This is a genomic window from Paenibacillus sp. SEL3, assembly GCF_054602585.1.
Map to the genome: position 1 here is coordinate 3,788,929 of NZ_CM137725.1, position 26,558 is coordinate 3,815,486.

Below are 26,558 nucleotides of genomic sequence, written 5' to 3' on the forward strand. Positions count from 1 at the left end.
ATATATTATACCCCATAGGGTATATAAGGAGGGGAAGAAGTGGGTAGAAAAATAGTTATTATTGGCGGGGTAGCAGGTGGAGCTTCTGCTGCTGCGAGATTGCGTAGATGGAATGAGGAAGACGAGATTACTCTGTTTGAACGCGGAGAGCATGTTTCTTTTGCGAACTGTGGCCTTCCCTACTATATTGGCGGGGTAATCCCTGCGCGAGAGAAGCTGTTTCTCCAAACACCTCAAGGGATAAGAGACCGTTTTAATATAGATGTGCGGGTACTGAAAGAAGTGATACAAATAGACCGGGAGCAGAAGCTCGTCCATTTCCGCGATATGGTTACAGGGGAAACAGATGAGCAGCCATATGATATTGTGGTATTGTCGCCGGGAGCCAAACCGATGATACCGGACATTCCCGGATTACATGAAGCTATGAATCTATTTACATTAAGAAATATTCATGATACGGACGTTATTAAGGCATATGTAGATGAAAGACATCCAAAGCATGTCACGGTGATCGGGGCCGGATTTATTGGGCTGGAGATGGCCGAGAATTTGCGAGAGCGTGGACTTGCAGTAACTATTATTGATATGGGACAACAATTATTGAATCCGCTGGACCCTGAAATGGCTAAATTGGTAGAACAGCATATGAGACTGAACGGGGTGGAGGTGCGTTTAGAGGAAGGAGTCACGGCTTTTGAAGAGCAGGGTGCACAACTTCGTTTGACCTCCGGGGGTGTGCTTCAGACGGACATGGTTATTCTGGCGATCGGTGTTGTTCCTGAAAATGAGTTGGCCAAGCAAAGCGGATTGGAACTTGGTTTTCGCGGCGCCATCCAGGTCAACGCCCAACTGCAAACCAGCGATCCGGCCATTTATGCGGTGGGGGATGCCATCCAGGTCAAGGACCGCAATCATGGGTTTGCAACGATGGTATCGCTAGCTTGGGGAGCCAATCGTCAGGGGCGCTTGGCAGCGGATCATATTAACGGTCAGACAATTTCTTATGATGGGGCGCTCGGAACATCCGTCATTAAGACCTTTGCATTGACTTCAGCTTCTACAGGCAACAATGAAAAAACATTGCAGCGACTGGCTGTTCCTTATCAGGCTATTCATATTCATCCCGGTTCGCATGCTGGTTATTATCCTGGCGCATCACCCATCGCTATGAAGCTGCTCTTTAATCCCGAGAATGGGATGATCTATGGGGCGCAGGCTGTTGGAGCTGATGGAGCAGACAAAAGAATTGATGTCATTGCGACGGCTATTCGTGGTCATTTGAACGTCCGAGAACTGGCTGATATTGAACTTGCTTACGCACCTCCCTATTCTTCAGCAAAAGACCCTGTGAATATGGCGGGCTACGTGGCTTCGAATATCATGGATGGGCTGGTCCAAACGATACAGTGGCATGAAGTTGATGATTTTCACCGAAAGGGTGGTCTTATTATTGATGTTAGGGATGCAGTGGAGCTACAGGCAGGAGCCATTCCAGGTTCGATTCATATTCCTCTGGCCGAGATTAGAGAGCGGATGGCGGAAATCCCTAGTGATCTGGAGATCGCGGTATCCTGCCAAGTTGGTCTGCGAGGCTATATTGCGGCCCGAATTTTGACCCAATACGGTTATCGGGTGAGGAACGTTGATGGTGGCTATAAGACGTATTCGGTTATGGCTGAACGTGATCATCTCTTAAAATAGTTCATCACCCATCCAATCTGGTTAAGGTGATCCGTTACTTCGCCGTGCAGCGCACCAAAGAAAGTATCTTGTAGCTCCACGGTAACGGTACCTTTTTCTGCTAGTGCGTGGTAAGCCTGCTTAAGCTCGTCCTCACTTTCACAGTCGAGAATGATTTGTACATGCTGTGCTTTCAGCGGCTTACCGTAGGAATCCGAAAAATGGATATGACTGCTACCCAGGTGAAGTTCAGCGTGCAAGAGTCTGCCTTCCTGCTTGTTTAGCACTTTGATTTTTCCGCCTAAAACCGATTGGTAATAGTCAATTGACTGCTGCACGTCGTTTACAATGACAAAAGGGCTTGCACTTCTCATGGAATCATTTCCTTTCCTGTCTTTAATGTAGGATTGCTACTGTACATTATTTACGTTATTCGCAGAGTTTACCCCTTTTCTGATCAAATTATGGCTTGGTTCACTGTGTGACGTCTGTTACAATAGAAGAGGCATATACGAATGGATAGAAAAGAGGTTGAACAGTGGGCACTTCAGTGATTTGGGAAGCAGTTATATATTGGGTAATCTTGGTGATTTCCGCTCTGTGCGTGATCGCAGTATCTGGTAGTCGGAAGACGGCAAGCACGATTATTTTGGCGCCCGTTGTTTTATTCTGTACCATATTTATGATGCAGGGCTCGGTGTTTACTGCCATGCAGCACCCGACGATGGGGTCTAATGTGGGTTTGGGTATGGCATTTCTGACAACATGGGTAGTCAGCGGAATATTGTTTGCTGTAGCGCTTGTAATTGCTTTTATTAAATATAGCAAGAAGAACAAGGCGTAATTTAGCCCTAACCTCATATGAATAAAGGCTTTCGGTGATGTGCCGAAAGCCCTTTTTGTATTCCTTTTTAACCATGCAGGATGTCGCCGCTTATCTGCGTCTTCTCATAAGCAACACAACGATCAGCACGACGATGATCACGATCAATAGGAATTTCATATTCGATAACCTCCTTGGTCTGTCTCATATTTGGTATTAACCATTTTTAGTTAGTATGCACCGATGGATCTCAAGCAAGTATCTATTGTCGAGTTCTTGGGGAAATTTAGAATGTGGGATCAAAAAGAGGTTTACAGGCTTAGCTGGAAAGTGTATACATAAAGTAAGGGAGGCGATTGCCATGAGTGATCGTGCATTTCATTTGTTCTATATTATTTTCTTAACGGTTCTGGCACTTGGAAGTGTTGGTGGAGTCGCTTGGTGGCTGCGCTCTGTCGGTCGTCAAGAGAAGGAAAAAAGCTGAATTCAACATGGGAATACAAGCCCAGTGCATCTAGTGCATCTTCCAGTAGGAGGGTGCATTTTTATGTGTTATAATGGGAACATATGTTCTTTGTAGGAGGGAAGACGATGTTGCCAGATTTGGAACGAAAGCTGCTACGTATTTTGTATAATTATTTCGCCCAGCATCGCCACATGCCTACAATGGCGGAATTGACCGTAAAAACGGGCAAGCGAGACGCTGAAATTACAGTCGCCTTGCGACATATGGAACAGGAGCGCTACATCACTTGGGAAAACAATTCGGGTACCCAACATGTTGTTTTACTGGAAGGATGGGAGCGTCCCTCGACCCAAAGGCGCACTCAAGCCGAAACAAGACGTTCCACTACGCAAACGATGCCGACCGATGGTACAGAATATTGGACGAATTATTAGAAGGTATATAAAACTGGAGAATTAATGAGTTTTTAAGGTGCATATCATTTAGTTTTAAGAAAGCGAGACTATAATGACCCTATTAACCCCTTTTTGATCAAGCTATAGGCCCTGTCGATGTATCGACGGGGTCATTTTTTTGTTCATGATACGGTTTCCGTAAAATGAAAAATCCCCCGGGGATCATCCGGAGGATGGGTGCAGTTTGCATGTACTGCACAGCTTGCCCAAACTTCATCGTTTGATGGCATAATATATATTCAACCCCTGCTACCTTGCAATATATGGTCAGCATGTTCATAAGGGGCAGTGTGATTCCACTGTTCATTTTCCAAACGACAAAAGCCCTACCTCTCTTTCGTCCTTGCGGCTCCGATGACCGCGCCAGTGTGAATGTGAAAATCTTCGGCAAAAGCTCAAAATTCTACATTAGGGTTATACATAAAATTTGGAGAAGCTCCATACGGTGATTAGGAGTAATAGCTTGTTGCGTGGAATCTTATGGGGTTAATACATACTTTAATAGTATAGCAGGAATATATCTAAAACACAAGGTGTGTTTGGTTTCTTAATTAAGAATAGTATGATTTCCCATCTATAAATTGCAGACTAAAAGTCGTCTTCGTATTGTAAAATGCTCAAGCAAGAAGGTAAACTTTTGATGGTTGGACTCCGATATTGAATACACAAGATATTTTAGAGTGTACGGATGAAAAGAGGGGTAGCAATTTGCCGACCTATAAGCGCTTTATTCAGCATGTTATCCTGAACTATATTATAGGTTCGTTTATCACTGTATTGTTGGTAGGTATGATTTTTGTATTTTCCACGTTAAATGTAGCCCACTATGAAATTTGGGGTCTTGTTAAAATTATTGCATTTTCCAGCGTCATTATGATTGTTTGTGAAACCATAGTGTTTCGAATCCATTTGAGACCAGTTCATCGTTTTTTTCTAGGTAACCAGGAAACACTCAAGGATGTAGAAGCGGTGTATATCCGGGTTCATCATCTGCCTAATTTGTCAGTTTTACGTATTGTAGGACCGCATTTGTTAGGCTTCTCTATCCCGGCAACCGTCATTGCGTTATGGATGATACATACTGGACAACTTACTTTTCCCTTTTATTATGTAGGAATCGCCTGTATAGGAGCTTGTCTGGTTGCTTCCATGCACGCACTGGTTGAATTTTTCCTGACCATGAGAGCAATCAAACCACTGCTGGAGGAAATTCGGGATCGAACCTACCAGCAATATGGATTGAGCCTGTCCCTGCGAGGACGAGTCCTGCTATCGCTTCGGCATAAATTTCAGTTAAGTGCGACGCTCATTGGTGCTTTTCCTTTATTTTTATTTTGTTTAGCTACACAGATTCGCTTGGAACGTTTGGAGGCGGCGAATTCTAGTTCCTATTGGGCATGGGCGGGTGCGATTTTAATCTTTGGTGTAGCCTTTGCTTATCTGGGAGGCAGGTTGCTGACCCGTGAGATCGAACAGCCGATCCACCACCTGCTGGAAAAAATGAATGAAGTGAAGGAAGGCCGCCTGAACAGTAATGCCAGCGATTTGTATTCGGACGAATTTGCGGAGCTGGTCGAAGGATTTAACATGATGATTGAGGGCCTAAAGGAACGGGAAGAAAAGAACGGTCAGCTATTGGACAGTTACTTCGCCACCTTGGCGGCAGCACTGGATGCACGAGATGCCTATACCGCAGGACATTCTTTGCGTGTAGCTGAATACTCTGTACTCATTGGGCGCAAGGGAGGTTTGAATGAGGCGGACATCGATTTGCTGCGCAAAACAGCCTTGCTGCATGATATCGGTAAAATCGGCGTGGCTGACGCTGTGCTGCTCAAGGACGGCAAGTTGACGGACGAGGAGTTTGATCAGATTAAAATGCACCCGGTTATGGGGGAGAGCATTCTCCGGCAAGTTGAACCGGCTTATGCTATGGCCCCTTATTTGCCTGGCGTGCGCTCGCACCATGAACGTTATGATGGCAAAGGATATCCTGACCAGCTCGCTGGGGAAGATATCCCCTTATTTGGACGAATCATTGCTGTAGCGGATGCTTATGATGCAATGACGTCTAATCGCCCCTATCGGCAAGGTATGAAGGAAGAGAAGGCGGTTATGATATTGGAGGAGGGAAAGGGAACCCAATGGGACCCTTATTTTGCCGAATTATTTGTCAAGGAGTGGCGCCGGAACAAAGGCATCACAAGCTGATTCTATAGGTATCAGCACATTAGAGCGAGCCATTGAGGTTCGCTTTTTTATATAGGGAGCTAAGCATCTTTTGACATGTCGAAAGATGGGGCTTCATGTTATGATGTACAAGAAAGGCAAACGCGGTTAACATAGGCCTGGCATCCAATTTTTTGCGCTATGGGAGTGTGAGTCCATGCAATTTTCAATGATGTTTTTAATGAATTTAGGGATGCTGATTGCCGTTGCCTATGTGGCGAACGTGATTTATAAATATGGTTTGAGTCGTACCTCTTTGCGGTTCAAATATGTCAGCTCCGTGCTGCTAGTGATATTTGGCGGATGGGTCAGCTCTTGCTTTGGTTTTAACTTTAGTGAAACGGTTATTTTTGATCTGCGTTTTGTACCGCTGATTATCGCGGCATTGGTGTATCCCCGCTCCTATACGCTTATTATTATTGGGGTCGCAATCGGACTTACGAGATTTACCTTTGGTCTGCATATGGCGGCGTGGGTCGGCTTTTTGAATATGAGCATTCTGGGCGTCCTGTGCGCCGGATTGAACTACTGGATGCGGCGTTCCACCTGGCGTCTGATTATCAAGGCATCGGTGACCATTTTAGCAGTTAATATCGTAAATACGTTAAATATAGCCTGCCTGGGCGTCATTCCCTGGCGCTATTATATAGCGGAGGTTGTTCCTCTGACACTGCCAATCGGCATCGTCCTCAGTTTTCTATTTGCTCTGATTTTACGGGACTTTCAGATGGAGCAGCAGCGGAATCATCAGATTAAGCAGGCGAATGAGTTGTTATCAGAGCAGCGAGATGAGTTGCAGAAGGCAAAGGTCATTCTAGAGGAACGTGCCAAGCAACTGATGATGGCTTCCCAATATAAATCGGATTTTATGGCAACGATGTCGCATGAGTTACGTACACCTCTTAACAGCATTATTAACCTGGCGCAGATTATCAACGAGCAGGGAAAGGAACTGGATGAGGACGAGTTATACCAGTACAGCGATCTCATCTATGCCTCGGGGCATGATTTGCTCCAACTGATCAACGACATTCTGGACTTGTCCAAGGTAGAGGCTGGACACATGGAAATCGTAAGTGAGCCGGTCAATGTGCGTGAAATTGCGCAGGTGATGATGATGCAGTTTGAAGTCACTGCGAAGGATAAAAACCTGGAATTCAGCTTAAAGGAGCATGAGCCTATACCGAATGAAATTCGGTCCGATTCCAAACGTGTACAGCAAATTTTGCGTAATCTGTTGTCCAATGCCTTTAAGTTCACTCATGAAGGACGTGTATTGTTGGAAATCAGTACACAACATCTGGATCGAAAGGGACAGGAGGGAGATTGGGTTGTATTTGCTGTAAAAGATACGGGCATCGGCATTTCCAAGCTTCAGCAACACGTTATTTTTGAGGCATTCCAGCAGGCGAACGGTTCCATTAATCGTAAATATGGAGGAACTGGGTTGGGATTGTCCATCAGCCGTGATTTTTCCCGCTTGTTGGGCGGGTTTATCCGTCTGGAGAGTGAGGAGGGCAAGGGAAGTACATTTTCCCTGTACCTACCGATGTGTCCGTCCAAAAGCAAGGAGGCGGACGAACAACCCTTTAAATTAACCTAATCGCAATTGTAGGAGCAGGAGCGTTATGGCACAAAGGAGGTCTATCATGGAACGTAAAGCGGTCGTTGTGGGTGCAACAGGGCTTGTCGGGGGTTATGTTGTACGAGAGCTGCTGGTGCAAAAGGAATACAACCGCGTCATGGTTATGGGCAGACGTCCGTTGGACATCAAGCATCCCAAGCTGGAGCAGGCGCTTATCGATTGGGAACAGCCGCAGAAAGCGGCGTTCGCCTTCGAAGGGGTGGATGATGTTTTTTGTTGCCTTGGGACAACGATGAAAAAGGCTGGCTCCAAGGAGCAGTTCCGTCAGGTGGATGTGGACTATCCAGTGCTAGCTGCCCAGTTGGGCAAAGAGGCTGGTGCTGTACAGATGCTAGCTATCTCAGCGATGGGGGCCGATCCAGATTCACGCGTGTTTTATAACCGCACCAAGGGTGAGGCTGAAGAGGCACTTGCCGCTATCGGGCTGTCTGCGCTGCATTTGTTCCGTCCGTCGCTGATCTTGGGAGCGAGACCTGAACGACGTTTGGGCGAAGCCGCTGCCGCTGTTGTCATGAAAGCGCTGGACGGTCTGATGACGGGCAAGCTGGCTTCCTACCGTGCCATCCCGGCTTCGGTCATCGCACGAGCCATGGTACGAATCGCTCTTGCGCAGGCGAGCGGCGTACATATTTATCCGAACGACATCATTCGGGTCATCGGTGCGGAGCTAACATCCGATGTTGAGGAAACTGGTTCAGGAACGGGTGCGGATGCGGATGTAAACGTGTAAAACCACGTTTAGGATTAAAAATGACAATAACGCCACTGTTGCCCGATGATTCGGGCAACCGCGGCGTTATTTGTGTTTTATGGGTGGTTTATGTTTTGCGGCACATCGATCGTAATCTCTAATTCATCAATGTAATGGCGTGTCCAGTTGCCATTAGCATCGAGTAGGGCACTGCCTCCTGGTTGTGTTGGCAATATATAAGGCTTGAAGATGATCTTCTGGGGAGTGTCCACAAAAGGAGTAAATAGGGTGATCATTTTGCTCTCACGTTCTTTAGTAAGGGGAACTCCAGAGCCGCTTAGGAGTTGGAGTTCTCTTCCCTGCTCGTCGAATACCGCATAATCAAGCATATCCAATTCTTTTTTGGTGTACTGGATCGTTTGTCCATTTTTGATGTCATTGTACTCTCGCTTCACGGTGTACTCATCCGGCATATGTGCAATATCGGTCAGCATTTTAAACGACGTTGTGATCTTGGTCGTGATGGGTGTGATTTCTACCTTGTCTGCCGTAAATGCAAGATACGGATTAGATATACTCATTTGCAGCTGAAGTATCTTGTTATTTATTTTAGTTTTATGAACTGTGGCTTGTATGCGAAACGGCTCGGCTACACTTTTTAACTTTGCATATACCTCTAGCTCAAACTGATCTGGTAAGGCGGGTTTACCACTGGCAGGGTCACTCATATACGCAATCAGCATAGAATTACTATCTTTGCCTGGGCGGCCATACATGAAATTAAAGGCGCCATTATTGCTATTGACCGATGTCCCATTGATGAACAGGTCCACTTTCTCCAGAATGTCCCCTTCGGGCTGTCCTTGCATTTGGATCGCCGGATATAGGGTTTGATGTTGTGAATCTCCGCCGCTCTTTTCCAACGCCACGACCAAGCGTGTCCCGTCAAATATGATTTGTGGTACCTTTAATGTAATACCGCTATGGGTAACACTGAGATTCGAGGAAGTTGCCAACCCTTTCTGATCAGCGGTTTGCAGCCCGAGATCCCCAGCAAGCTTGAACACGCTGTCTACAAGGGGAACCTGTTTCAATGATTCTGCCATTGTAGGCGAAACAAAGGCGCTACCAATGATCATAACGCTAATGACAGCCGCAGAAGCAGCGGCAATTGCGGTCCCCCGAAGAAATTTTTTGCCCGGTCGATGTAAGGAAGGAGACTTGGATAACGGCTCCACATCCGATTCCATTTGTGTGTAAAATGCATCTAAGCGTGCTCTTACCAAATCGGGAATCATTACCGTGTCTGCGTCCAAGTTTTCTTTTTCTGATTGTAATTTTCGATCCAGCTCTTGATTCTGTTTCTCAATCTCTGAAGGGCTCATTGAAAGGTCACCTTCCTTTCTCCACGATTTTGTAGCAGGTCCATTAATATTCTGCGAGCACGGTGCAATCGTGTTTTGACGGCCCCCTCTGATACATCCAGTACCTCTGATATTTCTCTGATCGGCATATCCCGCAAATAGTGCAGGGAAATTACGGTTCGCATGGATTCCTCCAAGTGGTCGATGGCCTCGCGCAGTTCGATTTTTTCATATTCGCCCGAGGTGGAGGGTTCCTTTATAAATTCGGCCACGGGGACGATCCGTTTTTGCTTGCGGATAATCTGATGGCACTCATTAATGAGGATGCGAAGCAGCCATGTTTTAAAATAGCGAGGTTGACGCAGCTCTCCCAGAGACTTGTAAGCCTTGAGCATTGCTTCTTGTATCGCGTCCGCGCAATCCTCATTGCTGCGAAGAATGGAACGCGCCATGCCATACATATCGGATTCCATATGTTTCATCAAGGCGACGAATGCCTTGCGGTCTCCCTGCCTTGCTTGGTGTAAGTTTGTTTCGAGATTCAAAGGATGGTGCTCCTTTCCCGTCTATACTAGCTATGTTCATTGTACCTGTATCTGGATTTGTAAAGTTTGTTTTTGTAGCAGGTTATAGGAGTTAGATGATACATAGGTGCTAAAGGTTACAGCGGAAACAAAAAAATATAGCACCTTCCCAATGGGGTGTCTTAAAAGAAACCCAGTGCGTTAACCCGTCGCACGGAATAGTAGCTTTGGACTTCACATGCTATAATACGGTGAACCAGTATCAGGAAGGAGAATCCAACCCATATGAAAAAAACAATTGCGACTGAAAAAGCACCTGGTGCTATCGGCCCTTATAGCCAAGCGGTAGAGGCAGGCGGGTTTGTTTACACTTCGGGACAGCTTGGACTGAATCCGGCAACAGGTGAGTTTGGTAAGGATGTACAGGAGCAGGCACGCCTGTCCTTGAGCAACGTACAAGCCATTCTGGAAGCGGCAGGCAGCAACATGAACCAGGTTGTGAAAGCGACTGTATTCCTGAAGGACATGAACGATTTTGTCAGCGTCAATGAGGTGTACAGTTCTTTCTTTGAGCAACCCTATCCAGCACGCAGTGCGGTGGAGGTAGCCCGTCTGCCTAAGGATGCACTGGTGGAGATTGAAGTCATTGCATTGAAGGGCGAATAGTCTGTACCCGGTGTAGATCACTCAACAAGCAAGCTTATAGATTTGATCAAAGTCTATACCTAATCATATTGGATAAAATGAATAAACAAAGCAAGCGAGCTTGGGCTAGATGATTCAGACCCAAACTCGCTTGTTTTTGCTAGTAGATATCAATAGTTACTTTAATCCCGGTCTCGATTACGGGCAAAGAATAGCCACAGCGCGTACACCAGAATGATTGCTGCCAAGATCAATGCAGCCAGCCGTACATTTTCATGGTTCGGATGCTCGACGGCGATGGCGACATAGGCCCATACAAATACGAGAGGATAAATGCTGTCACGATAAGGGAAGCTGACCATGATCGCCAATACGGTGCCGATGAGCAGGATAATGATCGCCCATGTCGTATCGCTGAGTCCCCAGCCACTCCATTCATTCTTTTCCAGTGCCACTGCAATATTGATAATAGTAGCAACGGATACCCAACCGAGGTTGAGGCTGAACGGTAGCTTGACGAACCACATTTCTCCGCGGGTTGGCTGAGGTGTGCGGGTACGTACATACACGACGCCCAAGGAAAGCAAGTATAAAATAATAACGATGACGCACAGTTCTACGTATACATACTGCCAGAGGAAAATCCAGATGATATTGAAAAGACAGCTTAGAATAAAAAAAATACCGATGGATTGAACGCTTGTCTTGGCTTGCCCTGTAGGTGTAGCTTGATACACAACAAAGCAGGCGAGCAGCACGTAGATGACTGACCAGATGGAAAAAGCGTAACCCGCTGGGGTGATTAAGGTAGGGTACATGTTGGATACAGCAGCAGTACTTCTGCCACCGATAGGAAGTGTAGAAGCCAGAAAGTTAATGAAAACGACAGCAATAAATACAATAATGTTCCACCATTTATACGGATGGCTTCGTGACATTGGGATATCTCCTCCTCAACGAATGATGATCCAAAATGACCGACTGGTCACAATCTTCTACTATGAATATACCCACTTTGCTTTCGAATATGTCCGAACGGGAGAAAGTTTCTTGATCCCGGCATAATCATAAAAAGTGGTATGTATATGCAGTCATATGTAGTACAATGATAAAAATTTTAAGCACTATATAAGCTGTATTTCCTCAAATTCAACTTATATAGAAGTAAGGAGATAAGTAGAATGAATGGCTTGGAGAAAGTAGGGAAATTTGTAGGAGGAACCTTTTCCATTTGGGTACTTTTATTTGCATGCTTGGGGTTTTTCTTTCCTGCGACGTTTACAGGGTTGAAAGGATACATACAGTTATTTCTGGGCATTGTCATGTTCGGGATGGGACTAACTTTATCTGCGGCTGACTTTCGCGAAGTATTCCGGCGTCCAGTGGATGTGGCTATTGGTGTGGTCGGGCATTATCTGATTATGCCGTTTCTGGCCTTTGGATTGGCATTAGTATTGCGGCTGCCACCGGATATTGCGGTAGGTGTCATTTTGGTAGGCTGTTGCCCGAGTGGAACTGCGTCCAACGTAATGACGCTTTTATCCAAAGGCGACGTGGCGTTGGGGGTATCGATTGCTTCGGTGTCGACGCTGATTGCTCCACTGGCTACCCCAGCCATGATTAACCTGCTTGCGGGACGTTGGATGAATATTGATGCGAAGTCGCTGATCATGGATATTCTGATCGTGGTTATTGTCCCGATTGTGCTGGGTGTTATCGTCAAATCGCTATTTCGCAAGCAGGCAGAAGCCAGTGTCCAGGCGCTGCCGCTCATATCAACACTGGTGATTATGCTCATCGTGGCTATTGTGATTGCAGGTAGCAAAGGCAAGATTTTGGAGACAGGTCCGATTATTTTTGGTGTGGTTATTTTGCATAACGGAATCGGGTTCCTGCTTGGATATTGGTTTGCCAAGCTGTTCGGCATGGATCTTTCCAAGCGTAAAGCTGTTACGCTGGAAACGGGAATGCAGAATTCCGGACTGGGCGCTGCGCTGGCAGCAGCTCATTTTAACCCAATTGCTGCTGTACCGAGTGCGATTTTTAGCGTGTGGCATAATATTTCCGGCTCGTTGCTCGCGACTTGGTTTTCCCGCCGGGAGGAGAAGAAAAGCACAGCCGGGAAGCATTAAGCTTTGTTAGTGGCTTGTGCCAAGTGGCTACGGTTCAGCTTTTTCGAACAGTTTGGGGATGGTCAGAAAGGATAGATTTGACTTTATAGTTGCGGATCATTATACTGTGGTTATTATAACCACTGTATTTAAGTAAGCAACAGTAGTTTGAGTTCGTTATGGAGGAAAACTACATCGAATTCGTATTCGGCTTCATGCTCAACAGCCTTATATTATCTGATCTGATTTAACTGAAGGAGAGAGAAAGAATGAACCCAAAATATAATTCTCTATTTGAAGCTTTTACCCTGCCATCCGGTGTTACGTTGAAGAACCGTATTACCATGGCACCTATGACTAACTTTGCTTCCCACGAAAATGGTGAAGTGAGTGACGAGGAACTGGCATACTACCGTGAACGCTCAGGTGGTGTGGGCGCAGTTATTACCGCTTGTGTGTATGTAACTCCAGATGGTAAAGGATTTGTTAATGAGTTTGGTGCGGACAAGGATGAAATGATTCCTAGCCTGCGCCGTCTGGCGGATACGATTCATCAGGAGGGCGCGAAAGCGATCCTGCAAATTTATCATGGTGGCCGCCTGTGTCCACCGGATCAGATTCCAGACGGACAACCGATTAGTGCAAGCGCAGTAGCTGAGGAAAAAGAAGGCGCACCTGTGCCGCGTGAAATGACATCCGACGATATCCATCGCGTCATTCGCGCCTATGGCGAAGCAACTCGCCGCGCGATTGAAGCAGGCTATGATGGTGTGGAGCTGCACGGAGCGAATGGTTACCTGGTGCAGCAGTTCTTCTCCCCGCACTCCAACCTTCGTACCGATGAATGGGGAGGAAGTGTTGAAAAACGAATGACCTTCCCGCTGGCGATTGTTCACGAAGTGAAGAAAGTGATCGCAGAACATGCAAAGGGGCCATTCATTTTCGGATACCGCTTGTCTCCTGAGGAAGGACACACGCCAGGCATCACGCTGGATGATACGATGGTGCTTGTAGACCGTCTGGCGGATCAAGGGCTGGATTACCTGCACATTTCCGTAAATCATTTCTTCGGTGGTTCATTCCGTGACCGTAGTGACGAACGGTCACGTACCGTTCTCATCCATGAGAAGGTAGGTAACCGTGTGCCGATTATGGGAGTCGGATCGCTGAATACACCGGACGAGGCGCTTGCAGCACTGGAGACAGGTGTACCGCTTGTATCGCTGGGACGTCCACTTTTGATGGAGCCGCAATGGGTTCAGAAGGTGCAAAACGGCACAGAAGATACCATTCGCACGACCTTATCCAAGCAAGCCCAGCAGGAGCTAGTCATTCCTGACTACCTGTGGGGTGCGTTGACGACCCTTCCAGGCTGGATGCCTGTTACGGACTAAATTTTGAATGACGGAGATACCCTAGGCTGCTCTCATGCACCTGGGGTATTTTCCTGTCTTGTGACCGTGAACACAATAATATAGGAATAACTGAGAAAGAAGGAAACTGACAATGTTACATGGAGCTAATGGCGCGATTTTGATGGAGTCAACCCATCCGGGGCTACAGATTCGACTGTTGCAAGTAAATGATGCAGAACGTTTATTAGAGATCAGACGTGAAAATTTTGATTTTTTCAAACCGTTCGAGCCAGAACGGCCTGAAGTTTACTTTACCCTGGAAGAACAGGCGCGTCTGATTTCCAACGGTTTGGAAGCGGCACAAGCCGGACAGGGATATACGTTTGGACTTTTTTTGCCGGAAAATAATAAGCTGATTGGCAGAATAGAGCTGTCGGGTGTCGCTAGAGGCCCCTTTCAAAACGCCAATCTGGGCTACTTTGTAGATCCTGCTTACCACGGACAAGGCTATGCTACTTCCGCAGTGAAGGATATTGTACGCTACGCCCTGAATGAGTTGGAATTACACCGTATTCAAGCTGGAGTGATGCCAAGAAATACGCCTTCCAATCGAGTGATGGAAAAGGCAGGATTTCGCCGCGAAGGGCTAGCTCTCAACTACTTGAAGATTAATGGTGTGTGGGAAGATCACGTGCTGTATGCGATAACGGCTGAGGATTTGCAGAATGGCGTCTTCTGAACTCGCCAGGCGTGACACCCTCCAGTTTTTTGAACACCTTGCCAAAATATTTTTCATCCTGATAACCGACCATACCGGCAATATGATGAAGGCGCAGCTTGTCATTCAGCAGTAATAGCTTTGCCTTGCCCATCCTGATCTGGCACAAATAGTCCGACAGATTAACCCCGTACTCCTGCTTGAATTTACGAGAAATATATTCCCGACTGAGGTAAAAGCGGCTCGCCATATCCTGTAGAGAAATGTCCTCGTCGTAGTGTGCATCCAGATAGCGGGCAATATCACGGATGGTCGGGTTGTTTGGACTATGGCTTGGTGTAAGTGCCTGACCGGCTGCCAGCAGTCGGTTTTCGACCTGTCTTTGCCATAAGGGCAACGAAAGCATGCCGCGGTTGTCGACCGGCAAGGCATGAATGGAGCCGGACTCATCTGCCATCTCCTCGCCATCGGTATCTCCAGGTCTGTCATTCAACCAGCGGGCCAGCATCCAGTCCAGCTCTTGATTCCAACTGGCTAGCTGCTCTGCTGTAACCGAAGGCAACTCGGCTACGGCTGCTATCCAGCGGCCTACCGCTATAGACACACGACTGGCATTACAGCTGAGCGCACTAAGCCGTAGTTCCTCTTCCATGTCAGGTAACTGGGGAAGACGAATGCTCTGCCGTGTCTGGGTACTCTGGTGCATCCAGTCGGCTTGCAACACATCCCGTTTCCACAACGCTTGCCTTGCCTCTTGGTAGGCAGTGGCTGCCGCTATGGGAAAGGCACCAAAAGAGCCAACCCCGATGTGCATGTAGCACCGCAAAGCGGTTTTGATTCCTGTATGAATATCCTGCAAGAGCTTTGACCAACGAGATGGATCGCCCCAATATAGCAGAATAATTTCGTCCATACGCTCCAGATGACGGAATGCAACTCCGGTTTGAGAAGTTCCGAGAAATTCGTTGCAGATGTTAGTGAGGGAAAAGCTCAAAAGCGCACGCCGCGTTTTATATTTGTCCAGTATATCGGCATCCAGCTGAGTAGTACTCATCACAGCTGCATTACATATCTGAATAGCTGCGGGAAGACGTAGCTCCTCGCGTAAGGGCGTAATGGAAAGAGAGGTATTCGCTATCCCGGAAACGATTTCAGTCAGGAGCTTATCAGCATAGTGTGGCCTCATCCGATTGACTTCCATGGCCTGCATCGTCTGCCTGTTCCGGTCTTGCTCTGCTGTCCGCCAGACTTGAGTGGCTTTTTTTACAGCCTCGTTAATCTCCACTGGATCCACGGGCTTAAGAATATAGTCCATGCCTCCCCGGCGGATGACCTGTCGAACCAAGTCAAAATCATCATAGCCACTGACCACCACGACTCTGGTTGCTGGGGAATTGACTTGAATCCACTCCATCAGTGCTATTCCATCCTTGCCGGGCATCCGCATATCCGTGAGTACAACGGGTGGGGATAGGGCGGTAATGACCTCAATCGCCTGATCGCCCGACTCGGCTTCAATCACCTCGCTCACACCGCAAGCCTCCCAATGTACGAGCATCCGTATGGCATGGCGCACATGCTTCTCATCATCCACAATCAGGACTTTCATTGACAGATCACTCTCCCTTAATATGAATCTCCGTATGGGTTTCCGTGCGAATTTCGAGTGTGTACCGGACACCATGAGGCAGAATGTTGTCTACGCACAGGGTGTTAGAACCATCCTCCGAGTGAAGCTGAATACGCAATAGAACATTACGAAGGCCAATGGAGTCCTGCTCGCTAGTGTCTGGCTCCTCGTAGGCTTTTAGCGGACGTTTTAACATATGCTGGAGTTGCTCCAACTCGGCTTGTGGAATGTTAGTTCCGTTATTTTCCACTGTTATTTTCACAATACCTTCCCGGATTCGGCTACCTGTAATGCGAATTTCACCGGGCCCCAGCCGGGGATCGGCACCGTGTTTAAAGTAGTTTTCCACTAACGGTTGGAGAATCATTTTAGGCACCCGATCATTCAGGACCTCATCCTCCCACTGGTAAGTGACCTCTAATTGCTCACCGAAGCGTTCCTTTTGTAAATCAAGATATTGTTTTACATGTTCGGCTTCTTCCTTAAGAGTAACGACCGTATGGTCCCTCATATTATAGCGCAGCATTTTGGCAAGGGAAGAGAGCAACGAATAAATTCGCGGCACCTCATGCTGTAGAGCCAGGGTTCCAATAGACTGTAGCGTATTATATAAAAAGTGAGGATTAATCTGTGCCTGGAGCGCTTTCAATTGATGTGTCTTATTAGCCAGCTCCAGCTTGTATTCCCGCAAAATGAGGTTATTGATGGTATCCATCATCTGTCTGAAACGGCGCGACAGTACTCCGATTTCATCGTTGCTCATGGCCCGAATGTCTACATCCAGTTGACCGGACTGAATCTGGTTTATGTAGCGAGTGAGTCGTTTAATAGGTGCTGTGATTTTTATCGAAATCCATAACGTGGCAACAATGGCAAGTAGCAATGCTGCGCCTGTAATGACCGCATTGATCTGAGTCAGGCGGGTAGCTCGTAAATATAGCGTACGATGTGGAATTTTCTTGACGAGTGTCCAGCCAGACAAATTGGCATCCAGCTTGCCGTACACGTGCAACGCTGTATCATCCTCAATCACTCCGTGCTCGCCTTCTTTAGAAATTCGATTGAGCAGGTCAGATTCCTTCCAGTGTGTTCCAATGAATGCTTCTTTTCCGCTATATATGATCGTTCCGTTTCGATCGATTAAAAACAGCTCCTCTGTATCCGCATCATACAATTGACGGCAAATACTGCGCAGCGGCTCCAGATCAACATCTATAGCCAGTACCCCAAGCGTCTCTGAGGCAGGAATGTTCCGAATCGCTCGATGAAGTGTAAATACCTGCTGCTCTGTGTTGTGCTCCGCATAGGAAACCGCCGAAAAGCCGTACAAATGCTTCATATGCGTGGGCTGTATGAACAGTCCGGAAGGCCCATAATGAATAAAACCGGTAAAGGGCTCCAGCCGGAATTCCCGTAGAGGAACTGTGCTGGTAATCAGCGTAGATTGCCTGGCCTCAAAAGAATGCAAATACACCTGGTCAATGCCTGACGTAGCATTCATCATCGTTTGCAGCGTGGTGTAAATTTCAGCGACGGCCCGGTAATCATCCGGAATTTTGGCCAGATTACGCAGAAAATGAGGGTCATTATAGACTCCGATGGACGCGCGATTCAAACCCTGTAAATAGTTATCCAAATTCGTAATTCCCTGAAAAATAAGCCGCTCATTTTCTTGTGTGGCCTGCTCCCGCAAGGAGTGCTTGGTGAGAACGAAGGTCATGGTCATCGACAGCAGTAGCGGCAGGGTGACCGCAATGAGCAAAAACCAGATTAGGCGAGAACGAATACTGTAAAATTTCATGCAGTGAGCTCCTTTCACAATTCAAGGCGAGCCAGAGGTCAATATTTTCCCCCTTAATGGTTCACGATCCTACGTGTTCTCGAGAGCGCTTATTCGACATAATGAACATGTGAATCGCATATCCTTACGGCCCAAACATCATACTGCTGAAAGAAAGCCGTAAAGGAGCGTTCCAGACACCAATAGACAACATAAGGGGGGATCGGTTTGAATCGCGCCAAGTCGTCGCAATGGCTACAGCAATGGATTTTTGTAGGGCCGTCGACGTTATTTTTCGTTATCATTATTGTAATCCCTTTCATGCTCGGAATGTACTATTCTTTTACAGAGTGGAATGGAGTAGCCAATCAGGCAAAGTGGGTTGGGCTGGATAATTTCAGTCACATTTTATGGAATGATGACAAATTTGGGACAGCGTTCTGGTTTACGGTCCGGTTTACGGTGGTAGGAGTGGTGGCTGCGAATATTTTTGGCTTTCTGCTGGCGTATTTTCTAACCAAACCGTTGAAAACAAAAAATGTACTAAGGACCATCTTTTTTATGCCCAATGTGATCGGAGGTCTGTTGCTGGGCTTTATCTGGCAGTTTATTTTCGTCAAGGGATTTGCAGCAATCGGAGAGAGCACGAACTTGTCCTTCTTCAATCTGTCCTGGTTGGGAGATGAGATCACGGCCTTCTGGGGCATTGTAATCGTGTTTATCTGGCAAACTGCCGGTTATTTGATGGTGATTTATATCTCTTCCCTAACCAATGTGCCCCGCGATATGCTAGAAGCAGCCGAAATTGACGGAGCTAGTCGGATGCAAATTTTGCGGTCGATTATACTTCCTTTAATCATGCCTGCCGTTACGGTTTGTCTTTTCCTGGCGATATCATGGTCATTCAAAATGTTCGATCTTAATTTGTCACTGACCAAAGGCGGTCCCTTCGGGTCCACAGAGTCGGTTGCACTCAATATTTACAATGAAGCGTTTGTGAATAATCGTTATGGGCTGGGAACAGCTAAAGCACTCATTTTCTTTATCATTGTTGCTCTGGTTACGAGCCTTCAGGTACGACTGACGAAAAGTCGGGAGGTGGAAGCGTAAATGGAAACAAGCAAGCGCTACCGCTTTGGAACATGGGCGACCGAGATAGTGATGATCCTCGTCGCATTGTTATTCCTCGTCCCGTTTTACTTTTTATTCGTGAATTCGGTCAAAAGCTTTGGTGACCTGCTCACCGATTCTGCGGCCTGGCCACAAACCTTTGTATGGAGCAACTACGCTAGAGCGTGGAGCATCACACGTTTTCCCGAAGCTTTATGGAATTCATTCGTGGTTACGGTAGTTAGCAATCTGCTGCTCGTACTGATCAGCTCAATGGCAGCTTACCGAATGGTCCGGCGTCCGACGCGTTATAATCGAGTGTTGTTCAGCCTGTTCGTAGCTGCTATGGTTATTCCTTTTCAATCGGTGATGATTCCTTTGGTCAAGGTTGTAAGTACACTGGATTTAATGAACAGTATAAGTGGTCTGGTCATCTGTTATCTGGGATTCGGAGCTCCAATGTCGATCTTTCTCTTTCATGGATTCGTCAAAGGTGTGCCAGTCGAGGTGGAAGAAGCAGCTACGGTGGACGGCTGTACGCCTTACGGAGTGTTTTTCCGAATTGTGTATCCGTTGATGCTGCCGATGATGGTAACTGTTATTATTTTAAATACGCTCTGGATTTGGAATGATTATCTCCTGCCTTCTCTGGTACTGCAAAAGGCTGAGCTGCGCACGATTCCGATTGCGACCTATGCCTTTTTCGGACAATACACAAAGCAGTGGGATTTGGCTTTGCCTGCTCTGGTGCTGGGCATCTTGCCAGTCATCGCATTCTTTCTGGCTATGCAAAAATATATTATACAAGGTATTATGGCGGGTTCGGTCAAGGGTTGAGTGTGGGATGAGCTGAAAATGTACACGGTGTGCCACTCCGCAAACGGAGGGTGCTTACCATCGCTGTTAGCCTCCAGATTTCCCTGAATAAACGAGTAAAGGTGGGAATCTAGAGACAAAGGCGAGCGCTATCGCTTGTTCAGCACCATTCCCTTTGCTCCGTCGCCACATGAATTTTTCGAGTTCATCTGATATGAATTTAAAATAGAAAGGAACATCAAAATGAAAACGCATACTTTTAAAAAGAAAGCTCAAGCATTAATCTTGCTTCTCGCGGCCTTTGCCCTGGTTTTGGCAGGTTGTAACAGCAGTGGCGGACAAAACGCAGGCAAAGAGGAAGTGAAGGAGAAAACCATTCACATTTTTCAATTCAAGGTAGAGATTGCAGAAGCGCTGAACCGCATGAAGGCGGAATACGAAGCGTCTCATCCAGGGATCAAGCTCGATATTCAGACCGTGGGCGGGGGCAGTGATTACGGAGCGGCTTTAAAGGCGAAGTTTGCTTCCGGGGAGCAACCGGATATTTTTAACGTCGGCGGTTACCGCGAGCTGGATACGTGGCTGGAATATTTGGAGGACCTGTCTGACCAGCCTTGGGTTGGGGATGTGGTCGATGTCGCCAAAGAGCCGATGACCAAAGACGGCAAGCTGTATGGTCAGCCGATGAATCTGGAAGGATACGGCTTTATTTATAACAAGGATTTGTTCAAGAAGGCGGGGATTACGGAGACCCCTAAAACATTGTCCGAACTGGAGGGAGCTGCACAAAAGCTCCAAGCCGCTGGGATTACTCCATTTTCTAATGGATATCAGGAGTTTTGGGTGCTGGGCAATCATTTGCTGAACGTGGCATTTGCCAATCAGCCAGACCCTTCGGCCTTCGTTAAGGGACTGAATGATGGAACTGCAAAGATTCCGGGCAACGCTGTATTTGCCGAGTGGGTTAAGTTGTTCGATCTGACACTGAAGTATGGGAATACGAAGCCGCTCACGACTGATTACAACACGCAGGTAACGAACTTCGCCACTGGAAAGGCTGCCATGATGCAGCAAGGAAACTGGACTCAGGTCCAAATTGACGGAATTAATCCGAAGCTGAATCTGGGGATTTTGCCTATGCCGATTGGTGAAGACGCAACAGCCGGAGATAAGCTGTTTGTAGGTGTCGCCAACAACTGGGTGGTTAATAAAAATTCGTCTGTCAAACCCGAGGCGAAAGAGTTCTTAAACTGGATGGTAACATCCGAGCAGGGTAAAAAGTATATCACCAAGGAATTCAAGTTTATTCCAGCGTTCAAGAGCATCGAAGGGGCAGAGGCTGATATGGGCCAATTGGGTGCTGAAGTGGTGAAGTACAGTAAGGAAAACAAACTGCTGGGCTGGTTCTTTAGCCGCTATCCTGAAGGAGCACAGCAAGAATTCGGAAGTCAGATGCAAGCCTATGTGGCAGGTAAATCGGATGCTGGGAAGCTATTCGATGATTTCCAGAAAACATGGGAAAATTTGAAGACTAAATAAGAACAAAAGCACGCGATAAAGCCTTCGTATGTCAGGGAAATTGCATGATCCTGAACATACGAAGGCTTTTTTGCAAAATTAATTATATATGGTAATGGAGAAGAACAATATCCCCGCGGCGTTCTATTTCTTGGAGTTCAAACGTACTTGGTAGTGTTCCCTCTGGAAATAACGGTATTCCTTGTCCAAGCACTTTGGGAATGATCGCAATGATAGCTTTCTCCAGCAGTCCAGCTTGTAAGAAGGCCTGGACTAACTGGCCTCCACCGACTAGCCATACCGCACCTTCCGATTGTCCTTGTAGACGTGAAACCAGTTCATTCAGAGCTTCGTCCGTAAATGTAATATGTGGCGCCTGCTGTTGCTCCGTTAATGCTCGTGTGAGCACATAGCATGGCTTTCCAGCATAAGGGAAATCATCTGAGAGCTTCAATACTTCCTCATACGTCAGTCTGCCCATCAGCACCGTACCAACGGTATCATAAAAGTCGGCATATCCATTGTCCCCACCATCCCCTTTAACATCATACAGCCAGTCCACCGAACCGTCCGGCAAAGCGATATACCCGTCGAGACTCATGGCAATATACAGCACAACTGCGTTTGATTTCAAATCCTTCATAGTGTTCATTCACTCCTTTCTATATCCTAATGTTACAATGTATTTATGACATCGTATGTCGTAGTTAAACGGTCATTTTAAATTAATTTTTGATTAGAGGGGTACCTTATGAACGAACGCAGAATTGCTCTTATGAGGATACTGGATTCCCGAAAAAAATATACGGCGCGTGAGCTGGCTGAACGTTTTGGTGTCTCCGTCAGGACGATACAGAGAGATCTCGACTATTTGCAGCAGACCGGATTACCCCTTTATACCGAAATGGGTCCTCATGGCGGGTATCGGGCACTTCCCAATCGGCTTCTTCCTCCCCTTCATCTTGCTCGTGACGAGGCCTTGGGTCTTTTTCTCATGCTGCAACTGTTGGAGAACATTCCAGATATCCCTTTTGGCTCAGTTCGTGAGCATTTATCCGAGCACTATTATGCCGAACTTCCACAGGATGTGCAGGACAGCATCGATCAATTAAAGGAGTACATTTCTTTTCGTATGCTACCTACTCACGCAGAGTCACCCTACACCTCAATCATTTTGGAGGCTGCGCTGAATAAGCGCCGGGTGAACATGCATTACCGCTCCGCTTCCGGGGCAAAGTGGACTCAGGTATATCCGATTGGACTGTATTTTGATCACGGATATTGGTACATGCCAGCGTATAGCAGAGACCGCATCATTTTGTATCGTTCAGATCGGGTGATCACAATAACGATGCTGGACGACACCTTGGACACCCTTCCTACACTTCAAGAATGGTTGGCTTCGGAGGATTCCCGTATAGGAATTCCGTCCAAAATAAAATTTACCGCATTGGGTGTCAGGCTGGCCGGATCAGATGCCCTCTTCCAAAATGTTTCCCATCAGGAAGGGCAGGCTCAGGAATGGCAGGGATATATTCCGGTCGAAGAGTTTAGATATGTATCCCGACTTTTGCTAAAATACGGGCCAGAGGCCGAGGTCGTATTTCCCAAAGAACTGCGTGTACAGGTCAAGCAACTGTTGCAAGACAGCCTGAACCCTTATCTGAAGGATGCAAAAGCGGATGATGAAGAAAAAGACAATTAATCCTGTAAATTGATTCTCTTATTTATAGTTAACCACATGAATATTTAAGGTTATTGACTTATGACTTTCCATTTATTTTTGTGATAAAGTTTTGAAAAGAGCCCGTTTTCGTATATGATGAAGAGTAATAATTCAAAAGGCTGGACGGGAGACAGATATGAATCAACCGCTTTATGGGATATGGCTCGGAGATGTGTTTTTTTGCTTTTCTGGTGAGACGTCGGAACCACGTATCGATGCGTGGAGCAGTGTAATTCGCAGGCTGACGCTAAAGGGAGACCTTCGGCCGTTTCGGCAGGCTGCGTTGCGCCTTGCCGAGGTACGAATACCGAACACTGCTCGTGTGGAAACCGCGGGCAGAGGTGGCAAAAGACGTTCCATGCTGGGGCGTACATTGGAGGGCTTGGCGCTGGAACCGCGCGAGACGATGGCACTGCTGACCCGCATGGACGAGAAGGGCTGTGCGGCATCGGGCATTACGCTGGGCGAGGAAATGCAATATTGGCAAAAAGCCGCTTATTTTGCGCTAGAGCTGATGCAGCGGGGCGAAATTACGCCATCGCTTACAGAGGCGCGTCCATCGGGACCGCGTCGTCGCGGTCCGGAAGCGGCTGTCGGGGTGTGGATTCCTCGTCTGTATCAAGAGGAGGACATACGCCGCTTTCATGAGCTGGCTGCTGCAATGCCGGCTGTTTGTATGGCGGCTCCTGCCGTTTTCGCGGGTAAGGAGCCTGAAACACGCGAGGATGCAGCCGGAATCGTGCTGTACTCCTTCTTGTGTGCGGTCATCCATGCGGAAACGACCGCGGTGTTGGCAGCATCAGACCGTGAGCTGGGACGATATCGTGCAGAGTATCGGCGCGGAGGATCGCCGCTGACAGAGCTATGGTGGAACAGTCTGCTGACAGGTTCCCGCCCGGTGGCGATTCAGGGAACGCCCGCGGAGATGGAGGAGCTGGTTCTCCAAGCGTCCTCTCTTAAGGGAAGCGCAATGCCTGTCACGGAGCGGGAAGACAAGGAGCCGATAGAAGGGCAACTGCGGTTGTGCCTTCGTTTGGAGCCTTCGCTGGAAGAGAGTGTGAAGGAATGGCGCATTACCTTTTGGGCAGAAAGCGATGCTGAGCCGGGGTTGCGACTGCCTGCTCTGGCACTGTGGGCGCATCCTGAACGCGATCTGGTTCGCGGCGGAATTGTATATCGTCAAGTGCAGGCGCAACTGCTAATGAGGCTCGGACAGGCTGCTGAAGCGGCACCTATATTGCAAGAATCGTTGAACCGCCCTTATCCCGAAGGGCTGACACTGGAGCCGGAGATGTTCTTCCGCTTCCTGACGGAAGCCGTTCCCGCATTACAAAAGAACGGTATTACCGTGCAAATGCCTTCACGCTGGAGCCGGGAGGGCCGAAGACGTGCAGGCTTGCGGCTCAAAATGCGTTCGACAGAGCAGGGTGCCAAGCCGGATGGTGTGATTGCCGATACATCGACTGTCGGCATTAACCGCATGATTTCGTTTGATGCCGAGGCTGTGCTGGGTGATACAACTTTGACGATGGAGGAACTGGAAAGCATTGTCGCCGCTAATTTGCCGTATGTACGTCTCGGAGGGGAATGGATCGAGGTCGATCCTAAGGAAATTCGTCAGGTGCTGCGCTTTATCAAGCGCGGTGAGAACGGTGAGATGAGCTTGTCCGAATGGATGCATCTGGCCGCAGAAAATGAAAGTGCAGGCGAGGCCTCATGGAAAGGCTTGTCCATCTTTGGCGCGGAATCCGCCGGATTGCTTGCGTCTTTGGCTGAGGGCGGCGTACTTCGTTCGGTAGAGCCGCGACCTGTGCCAGAGACGCTGCACGGCGCATTACGGCCCTATCAAGAGCGCGGCTTTCAATGGCTGGCCGCGATGCGTGGATTAGGTTTTGGCGTCTGCCTTGCGGACGATATGGGGCTTGGTAAAACGATTCAGGTCATCACCTGCCTACTCGACGGTGGCATCGGCGCAGATGATCAACGTCCGGCGTTGATCATCTGTCCGACGTCCTTGCTCGGCAACTGGCAGCGCGAGTTGAAACGCTTTTCACCGGATTTGTCACTGTATATTCACCATGGAAACCAGCGACTCCACGGCGAGCTGTTTCAAGAAAGTGTACGTGAGTATGATATCGTCCTCACTACCTATCATTTGGCGGGACGGGACGGTAGCGATTTATCTGCGGTATACTGGTCCTCCATCGTGTTGGATGAAGCGCAATATATAAAAAATGCACGAACAAAGCAAGCACAAAGCGTCATGAAGCTGTCTGCTCCACATCGGATTGCCATGACGGGTACACCGGTAGAGAATCGGCTGAGCGAGCTGTGGTCTATTTTTCAATTTCTGAATCCAGGTTACCTCGGTACGGCGTCTTCATTCCGCCAACGGTACAGTCTGGCGGGAGAGGAGCGGGGGTCTGCGTTGCGTGAGCTTCATCGCCTCGTCTCCCCGTTCATGCTGCGTCGACTCAAAAGCGACCCAGATATACGCAAGGATTTGCCGGAGAAGCTGGAGTTGAAATCCTACTGTGTACTGACACCAGAGCAGGCCGGATTGTATCGGGGCGTAGTGGATCAATTATTGGGAACACTGGATGGGCAGATCGGTATGGCTCGCAAAGGGCTTGTTCTGTCTTCACTGACCAAGTTGAAGCAGATTTGTGACCATCCGGGTCTGATCATTCCGGGTCGGGCTGATAGTGGTAAAACGCAAAACTCGGGCAAAATGGAGCGACTGCTGGAATTGGTAGAGACGATTCGCGAGAACGGCGAATCGGCGCTGATATTCACCCAATATGTGTCGATGGGAGAATTGCTGGTCTCCCGTTTGGCCAAAATCTTCGGGGAAGAGCCGTATTTTCTACATGGAGGACTGGCGAAAACCAGACGGGATGAAATGGTTCACAACTTCCAGCAGGGAGAAGGGCCGAATATATTCGTACTTTCCCTGCGTGCAGGTGGTGTGGGCCTGAACCTGACACGTGCCAGCCATGTCATTCACTATGACCGCTGGTGGAATCCTGCAGTGGAAAATCAGGCGACAGACCGCGTATTCCGTATTGGCCAAAGCCGCAATGTACAAGTGCACAAGCTGATTTGTCAAGGTACACTGGAGGAGCGAATCGACGAGCTGATCGAGAGCAAAAAGGCACTTTCCGAGCAGGTTGTCGGCTCCGGTGAACATTGGCTTACCGAAATGTCTGATGATGAATTGCGTGGTCTGATAGCGTTGCAAAATGATGTATGGATTGAGTGAGCAGAGA

Annotated in this window: 23 protein-coding genes; 16 read left to right on the forward strand and 7 right to left on the reverse strand. The window is 47.8% G+C overall.

The window, feature by feature from the left end; translation table 11 throughout:
- Positions 1–39: 39 nt before the first annotated feature.
- Complete coding sequence (locus ACYCS5_RS17480; protein WP_459759850.1) at positions 40–1,704, forward strand: CoA-disulfide reductase; 1,665 nt, start codon at positions 40–42, stop codon at positions 1,702–1,704.
- Here ACYCS5_RS17480 and ACYCS5_RS17485 read toward each other — a convergent pair.
- Positions 1,689–2,057 (reverse strand): VOC family protein, encoded by a 369-nt coding sequence (locus tag ACYCS5_RS17485; protein WP_029516003.1) that lies wholly within the window; start codon positions 2,055–2,057, stop codon positions 1,689–1,691. The genes ACYCS5_RS17480 and ACYCS5_RS17485 overlap by 16 nt on opposite strands.
- A 164-nt stretch (positions 2,058–2,221) precedes the next feature.
- On the opposite strand from ACYCS5_RS17485, the gene ACYCS5_RS17490 reads away from it, so the two are divergent.
- From ACYCS5_RS17490 to ACYCS5_RS17515, 6 genes are all read left to right on the forward strand, one after another.
- Complete coding sequence (locus ACYCS5_RS17490; RefSeq protein WP_238794843.1) at positions 2,222–2,527, forward strand: hypothetical protein; 306 nt, start codon at positions 2,222–2,224, stop codon at positions 2,525–2,527.
- 340 nt (positions 2,528–2,867) lie between these two features.
- The gene (locus ACYCS5_RS17495) at positions 2,868–2,990 is read left to right on the forward strand and encodes a hypothetical protein (RefSeq protein ID WP_274386362.1); all 123 of its coding nucleotides are present in this window, start codon (positions 2,868–2,870) and stop codon (positions 2,988–2,990) included.
- Between the two features lie 107 nt (positions 2,991–3,097).
- Positions 3,098–3,406, forward strand: coding sequence for a hypothetical protein (locus tag ACYCS5_RS17500; RefSeq protein ID WP_029516002.1), 309 nt, complete (start codon positions 3,098–3,100; stop codon positions 3,404–3,406).
- A 729-nt stretch (positions 3,407–4,135) separates the two neighbouring features.
- A complete protein-coding gene (locus ACYCS5_RS17505) occupies positions 4,136–5,638 on the forward strand; it encodes an HD-GYP domain-containing protein (RefSeq protein ID WP_459759851.1) in 1,503 nt (500 codons plus the stop codon).
- 175 nt (positions 5,639–5,813) lie between these two features.
- A complete protein-coding gene (locus ACYCS5_RS17510) occupies positions 5,814–7,259 on the forward strand; it encodes an ATP-binding protein (protein WP_459759852.1) in 1,446 nt (481 codons plus the stop codon).
- A gap of 46 nt (positions 7,260–7,305) precedes the next feature.
- Positions 7,306–8,031 carry an NAD(P)H-binding protein gene (locus ACYCS5_RS17515; protein ID WP_341038614.1) on the forward strand — a complete coding sequence of 242 codons (726 nt, stop codon included), beginning with the start codon at positions 7,306–7,308 and terminating at the stop codon, positions 8,029–8,031.
- A gap of 77 nt (positions 8,032–8,108) precedes the next feature.
- On the opposite strand, the gene ACYCS5_RS17520 is transcribed toward ACYCS5_RS17515, so the two are convergent.
- Both ACYCS5_RS17520 and ACYCS5_RS17525 read right to left on the reverse strand, forming a co-directional pair.
- Positions 8,109–9,377: a DUF4179 domain-containing protein gene (locus ACYCS5_RS17520; RefSeq protein ID WP_459759853.1), complete on the reverse strand. Its 1,269-nt coding sequence runs from the start codon at positions 9,375–9,377 to the stop codon at positions 8,109–8,111.
- Complete coding sequence (locus ACYCS5_RS17525; protein ID WP_459759854.1) at positions 9,374–9,901, reverse strand: sigma-70 family RNA polymerase sigma factor; 528 nt, start codon at positions 9,899–9,901, stop codon at positions 9,374–9,376. The genes ACYCS5_RS17520 and ACYCS5_RS17525 overlap by 4 nt, the downstream gene beginning before the upstream one ends.
- Before the next feature lie 264 nt (positions 9,902–10,165).
- Here ACYCS5_RS17525 and ACYCS5_RS17530 point away from each other — a divergent pair, with 264 nt between their 5' ends.
- Entirely contained in the window at positions 10,166–10,546 is a 381-nt protein-coding gene (locus ACYCS5_RS17530; protein WP_029515998.1) for a RidA family protein, read from the forward strand.
- Between the two features lie 161 nt (positions 10,547–10,707).
- Here ACYCS5_RS17530 and ACYCS5_RS17535 read toward each other — a convergent pair whose 3' ends face one another.
- The gene (locus ACYCS5_RS17535; RefSeq protein ID WP_459759855.1) at positions 10,708–11,463 is read right to left on the reverse strand and encodes a TspO/MBR family protein; all 756 of its coding nucleotides are present in this window, start codon (positions 11,461–11,463) and stop codon (positions 10,708–10,710) included.
- Between the two features lie 243 nt (positions 11,464–11,706).
- Here ACYCS5_RS17535 and ACYCS5_RS17540 point away from each other — a divergent pair, with 243 nt between their 5' ends.
- From ACYCS5_RS17540 to ACYCS5_RS17550, 3 genes are all read left to right on the forward strand, one after another.
- Complete coding sequence (locus tag ACYCS5_RS17540) at positions 11,707–12,657, forward strand: bile acid:sodium symporter family protein (protein WP_459759856.1); 951 nt, start codon at positions 11,707–11,709, stop codon at positions 12,655–12,657.
- Between the two features lie 248 nt (positions 12,658–12,905).
- Positions 12,906–14,030: an NADH-dependent flavin oxidoreductase gene (locus ACYCS5_RS17545; protein WP_029515994.1), complete on the forward strand. Its 1,125-nt coding sequence runs from the start codon at positions 12,906–12,908 to the stop codon at positions 14,028–14,030.
- Between the two features lie 112 nt (positions 14,031–14,142).
- Complete coding sequence (locus ACYCS5_RS17550; RefSeq protein ID WP_029515993.1) at positions 14,143–14,730, forward strand: GNAT family N-acetyltransferase; 588 nt, start codon at positions 14,143–14,145, stop codon at positions 14,728–14,730.
- Here the strand turns inward: ACYCS5_RS17550 and ACYCS5_RS17555 are convergent.
- Complete coding sequence (locus ACYCS5_RS17555; protein ID WP_459759857.1) at positions 14,660–16,318, reverse strand: response regulator; 1,659 nt, start codon at positions 16,316–16,318, stop codon at positions 14,660–14,662. The genes ACYCS5_RS17550 and ACYCS5_RS17555 overlap by 71 nt on opposite strands.
- A gap of 7 nt (positions 16,319–16,325) precedes the next feature.
- On the reverse strand, positions 16,326–18,140 hold the full coding sequence (locus ACYCS5_RS17560; protein WP_459759858.1) for a sensor histidine kinase: 1,815 nt from the start codon (positions 18,138–18,140) through the stop codon (positions 16,326–16,328).
- Positions 18,141–18,347: 207 nt separating this feature from the next.
- On the opposite strand from ACYCS5_RS17560, the gene ACYCS5_RS17565 reads away from it, so the two are divergent.
- The 3 genes from ACYCS5_RS17565 (at position 18,348) to ACYCS5_RS17575 (ending at position 21,584) form a co-directional block, all read left to right on the forward strand.
- Complete coding sequence (locus tag ACYCS5_RS17565) at positions 18,348–19,229, forward strand: carbohydrate ABC transporter permease (RefSeq protein ID WP_029515990.1); 882 nt, start codon at positions 18,348–18,350, stop codon at positions 19,227–19,229.
- The gene (locus ACYCS5_RS17570) at positions 19,230–20,066 is read left to right on the forward strand and encodes a carbohydrate ABC transporter permease (protein ID WP_029515989.1); all 837 of its coding nucleotides are present in this window, start codon (positions 19,230–19,232) and stop codon (positions 20,064–20,066) included. It begins immediately after the preceding gene.
- A 222-nt stretch (positions 20,067–20,288) separates the two neighbouring features.
- Positions 20,289–21,584: an ABC transporter substrate-binding protein gene (locus ACYCS5_RS17575; RefSeq protein ID WP_165148071.1), complete on the forward strand. Its 1,296-nt coding sequence runs from the start codon at positions 20,289–20,291 to the stop codon at positions 21,582–21,584.
- Between the two features lie 82 nt (positions 21,585–21,666).
- Here ACYCS5_RS17575 and ACYCS5_RS17580 read toward each other — a convergent pair whose 3' ends face one another.
- Positions 21,667–22,206: a dihydrofolate reductase family protein gene (locus ACYCS5_RS17580; protein WP_459759859.1), complete on the reverse strand. Its 540-nt coding sequence runs from the start codon at positions 22,204–22,206 to the stop codon at positions 21,667–21,669.
- A 108-nt stretch (positions 22,207–22,314) separates the two neighbouring features.
- Between ACYCS5_RS17580 and ACYCS5_RS17585 the strand changes: the two genes are divergently transcribed.
- Together ACYCS5_RS17585 and ACYCS5_RS17590 are read left to right on the forward strand one after the other, a co-directional pair.
- Positions 22,315–23,268 (forward strand): helix-turn-helix transcriptional regulator, encoded by a 954-nt coding sequence (locus ACYCS5_RS17585; protein WP_029515986.1) that lies wholly within the window; start codon positions 22,315–22,317, stop codon positions 23,266–23,268.
- Between the two features lie 157 nt (positions 23,269–23,425).
- On the forward strand, positions 23,426–26,551 hold the full coding sequence (locus ACYCS5_RS17590; RefSeq protein WP_459759860.1) for a DEAD/DEAH box helicase: 3,126 nt from the start codon (positions 23,426–23,428) through the stop codon (positions 26,549–26,551).
- Positions 26,552–26,558 lie beyond the last annotated feature (7 nt).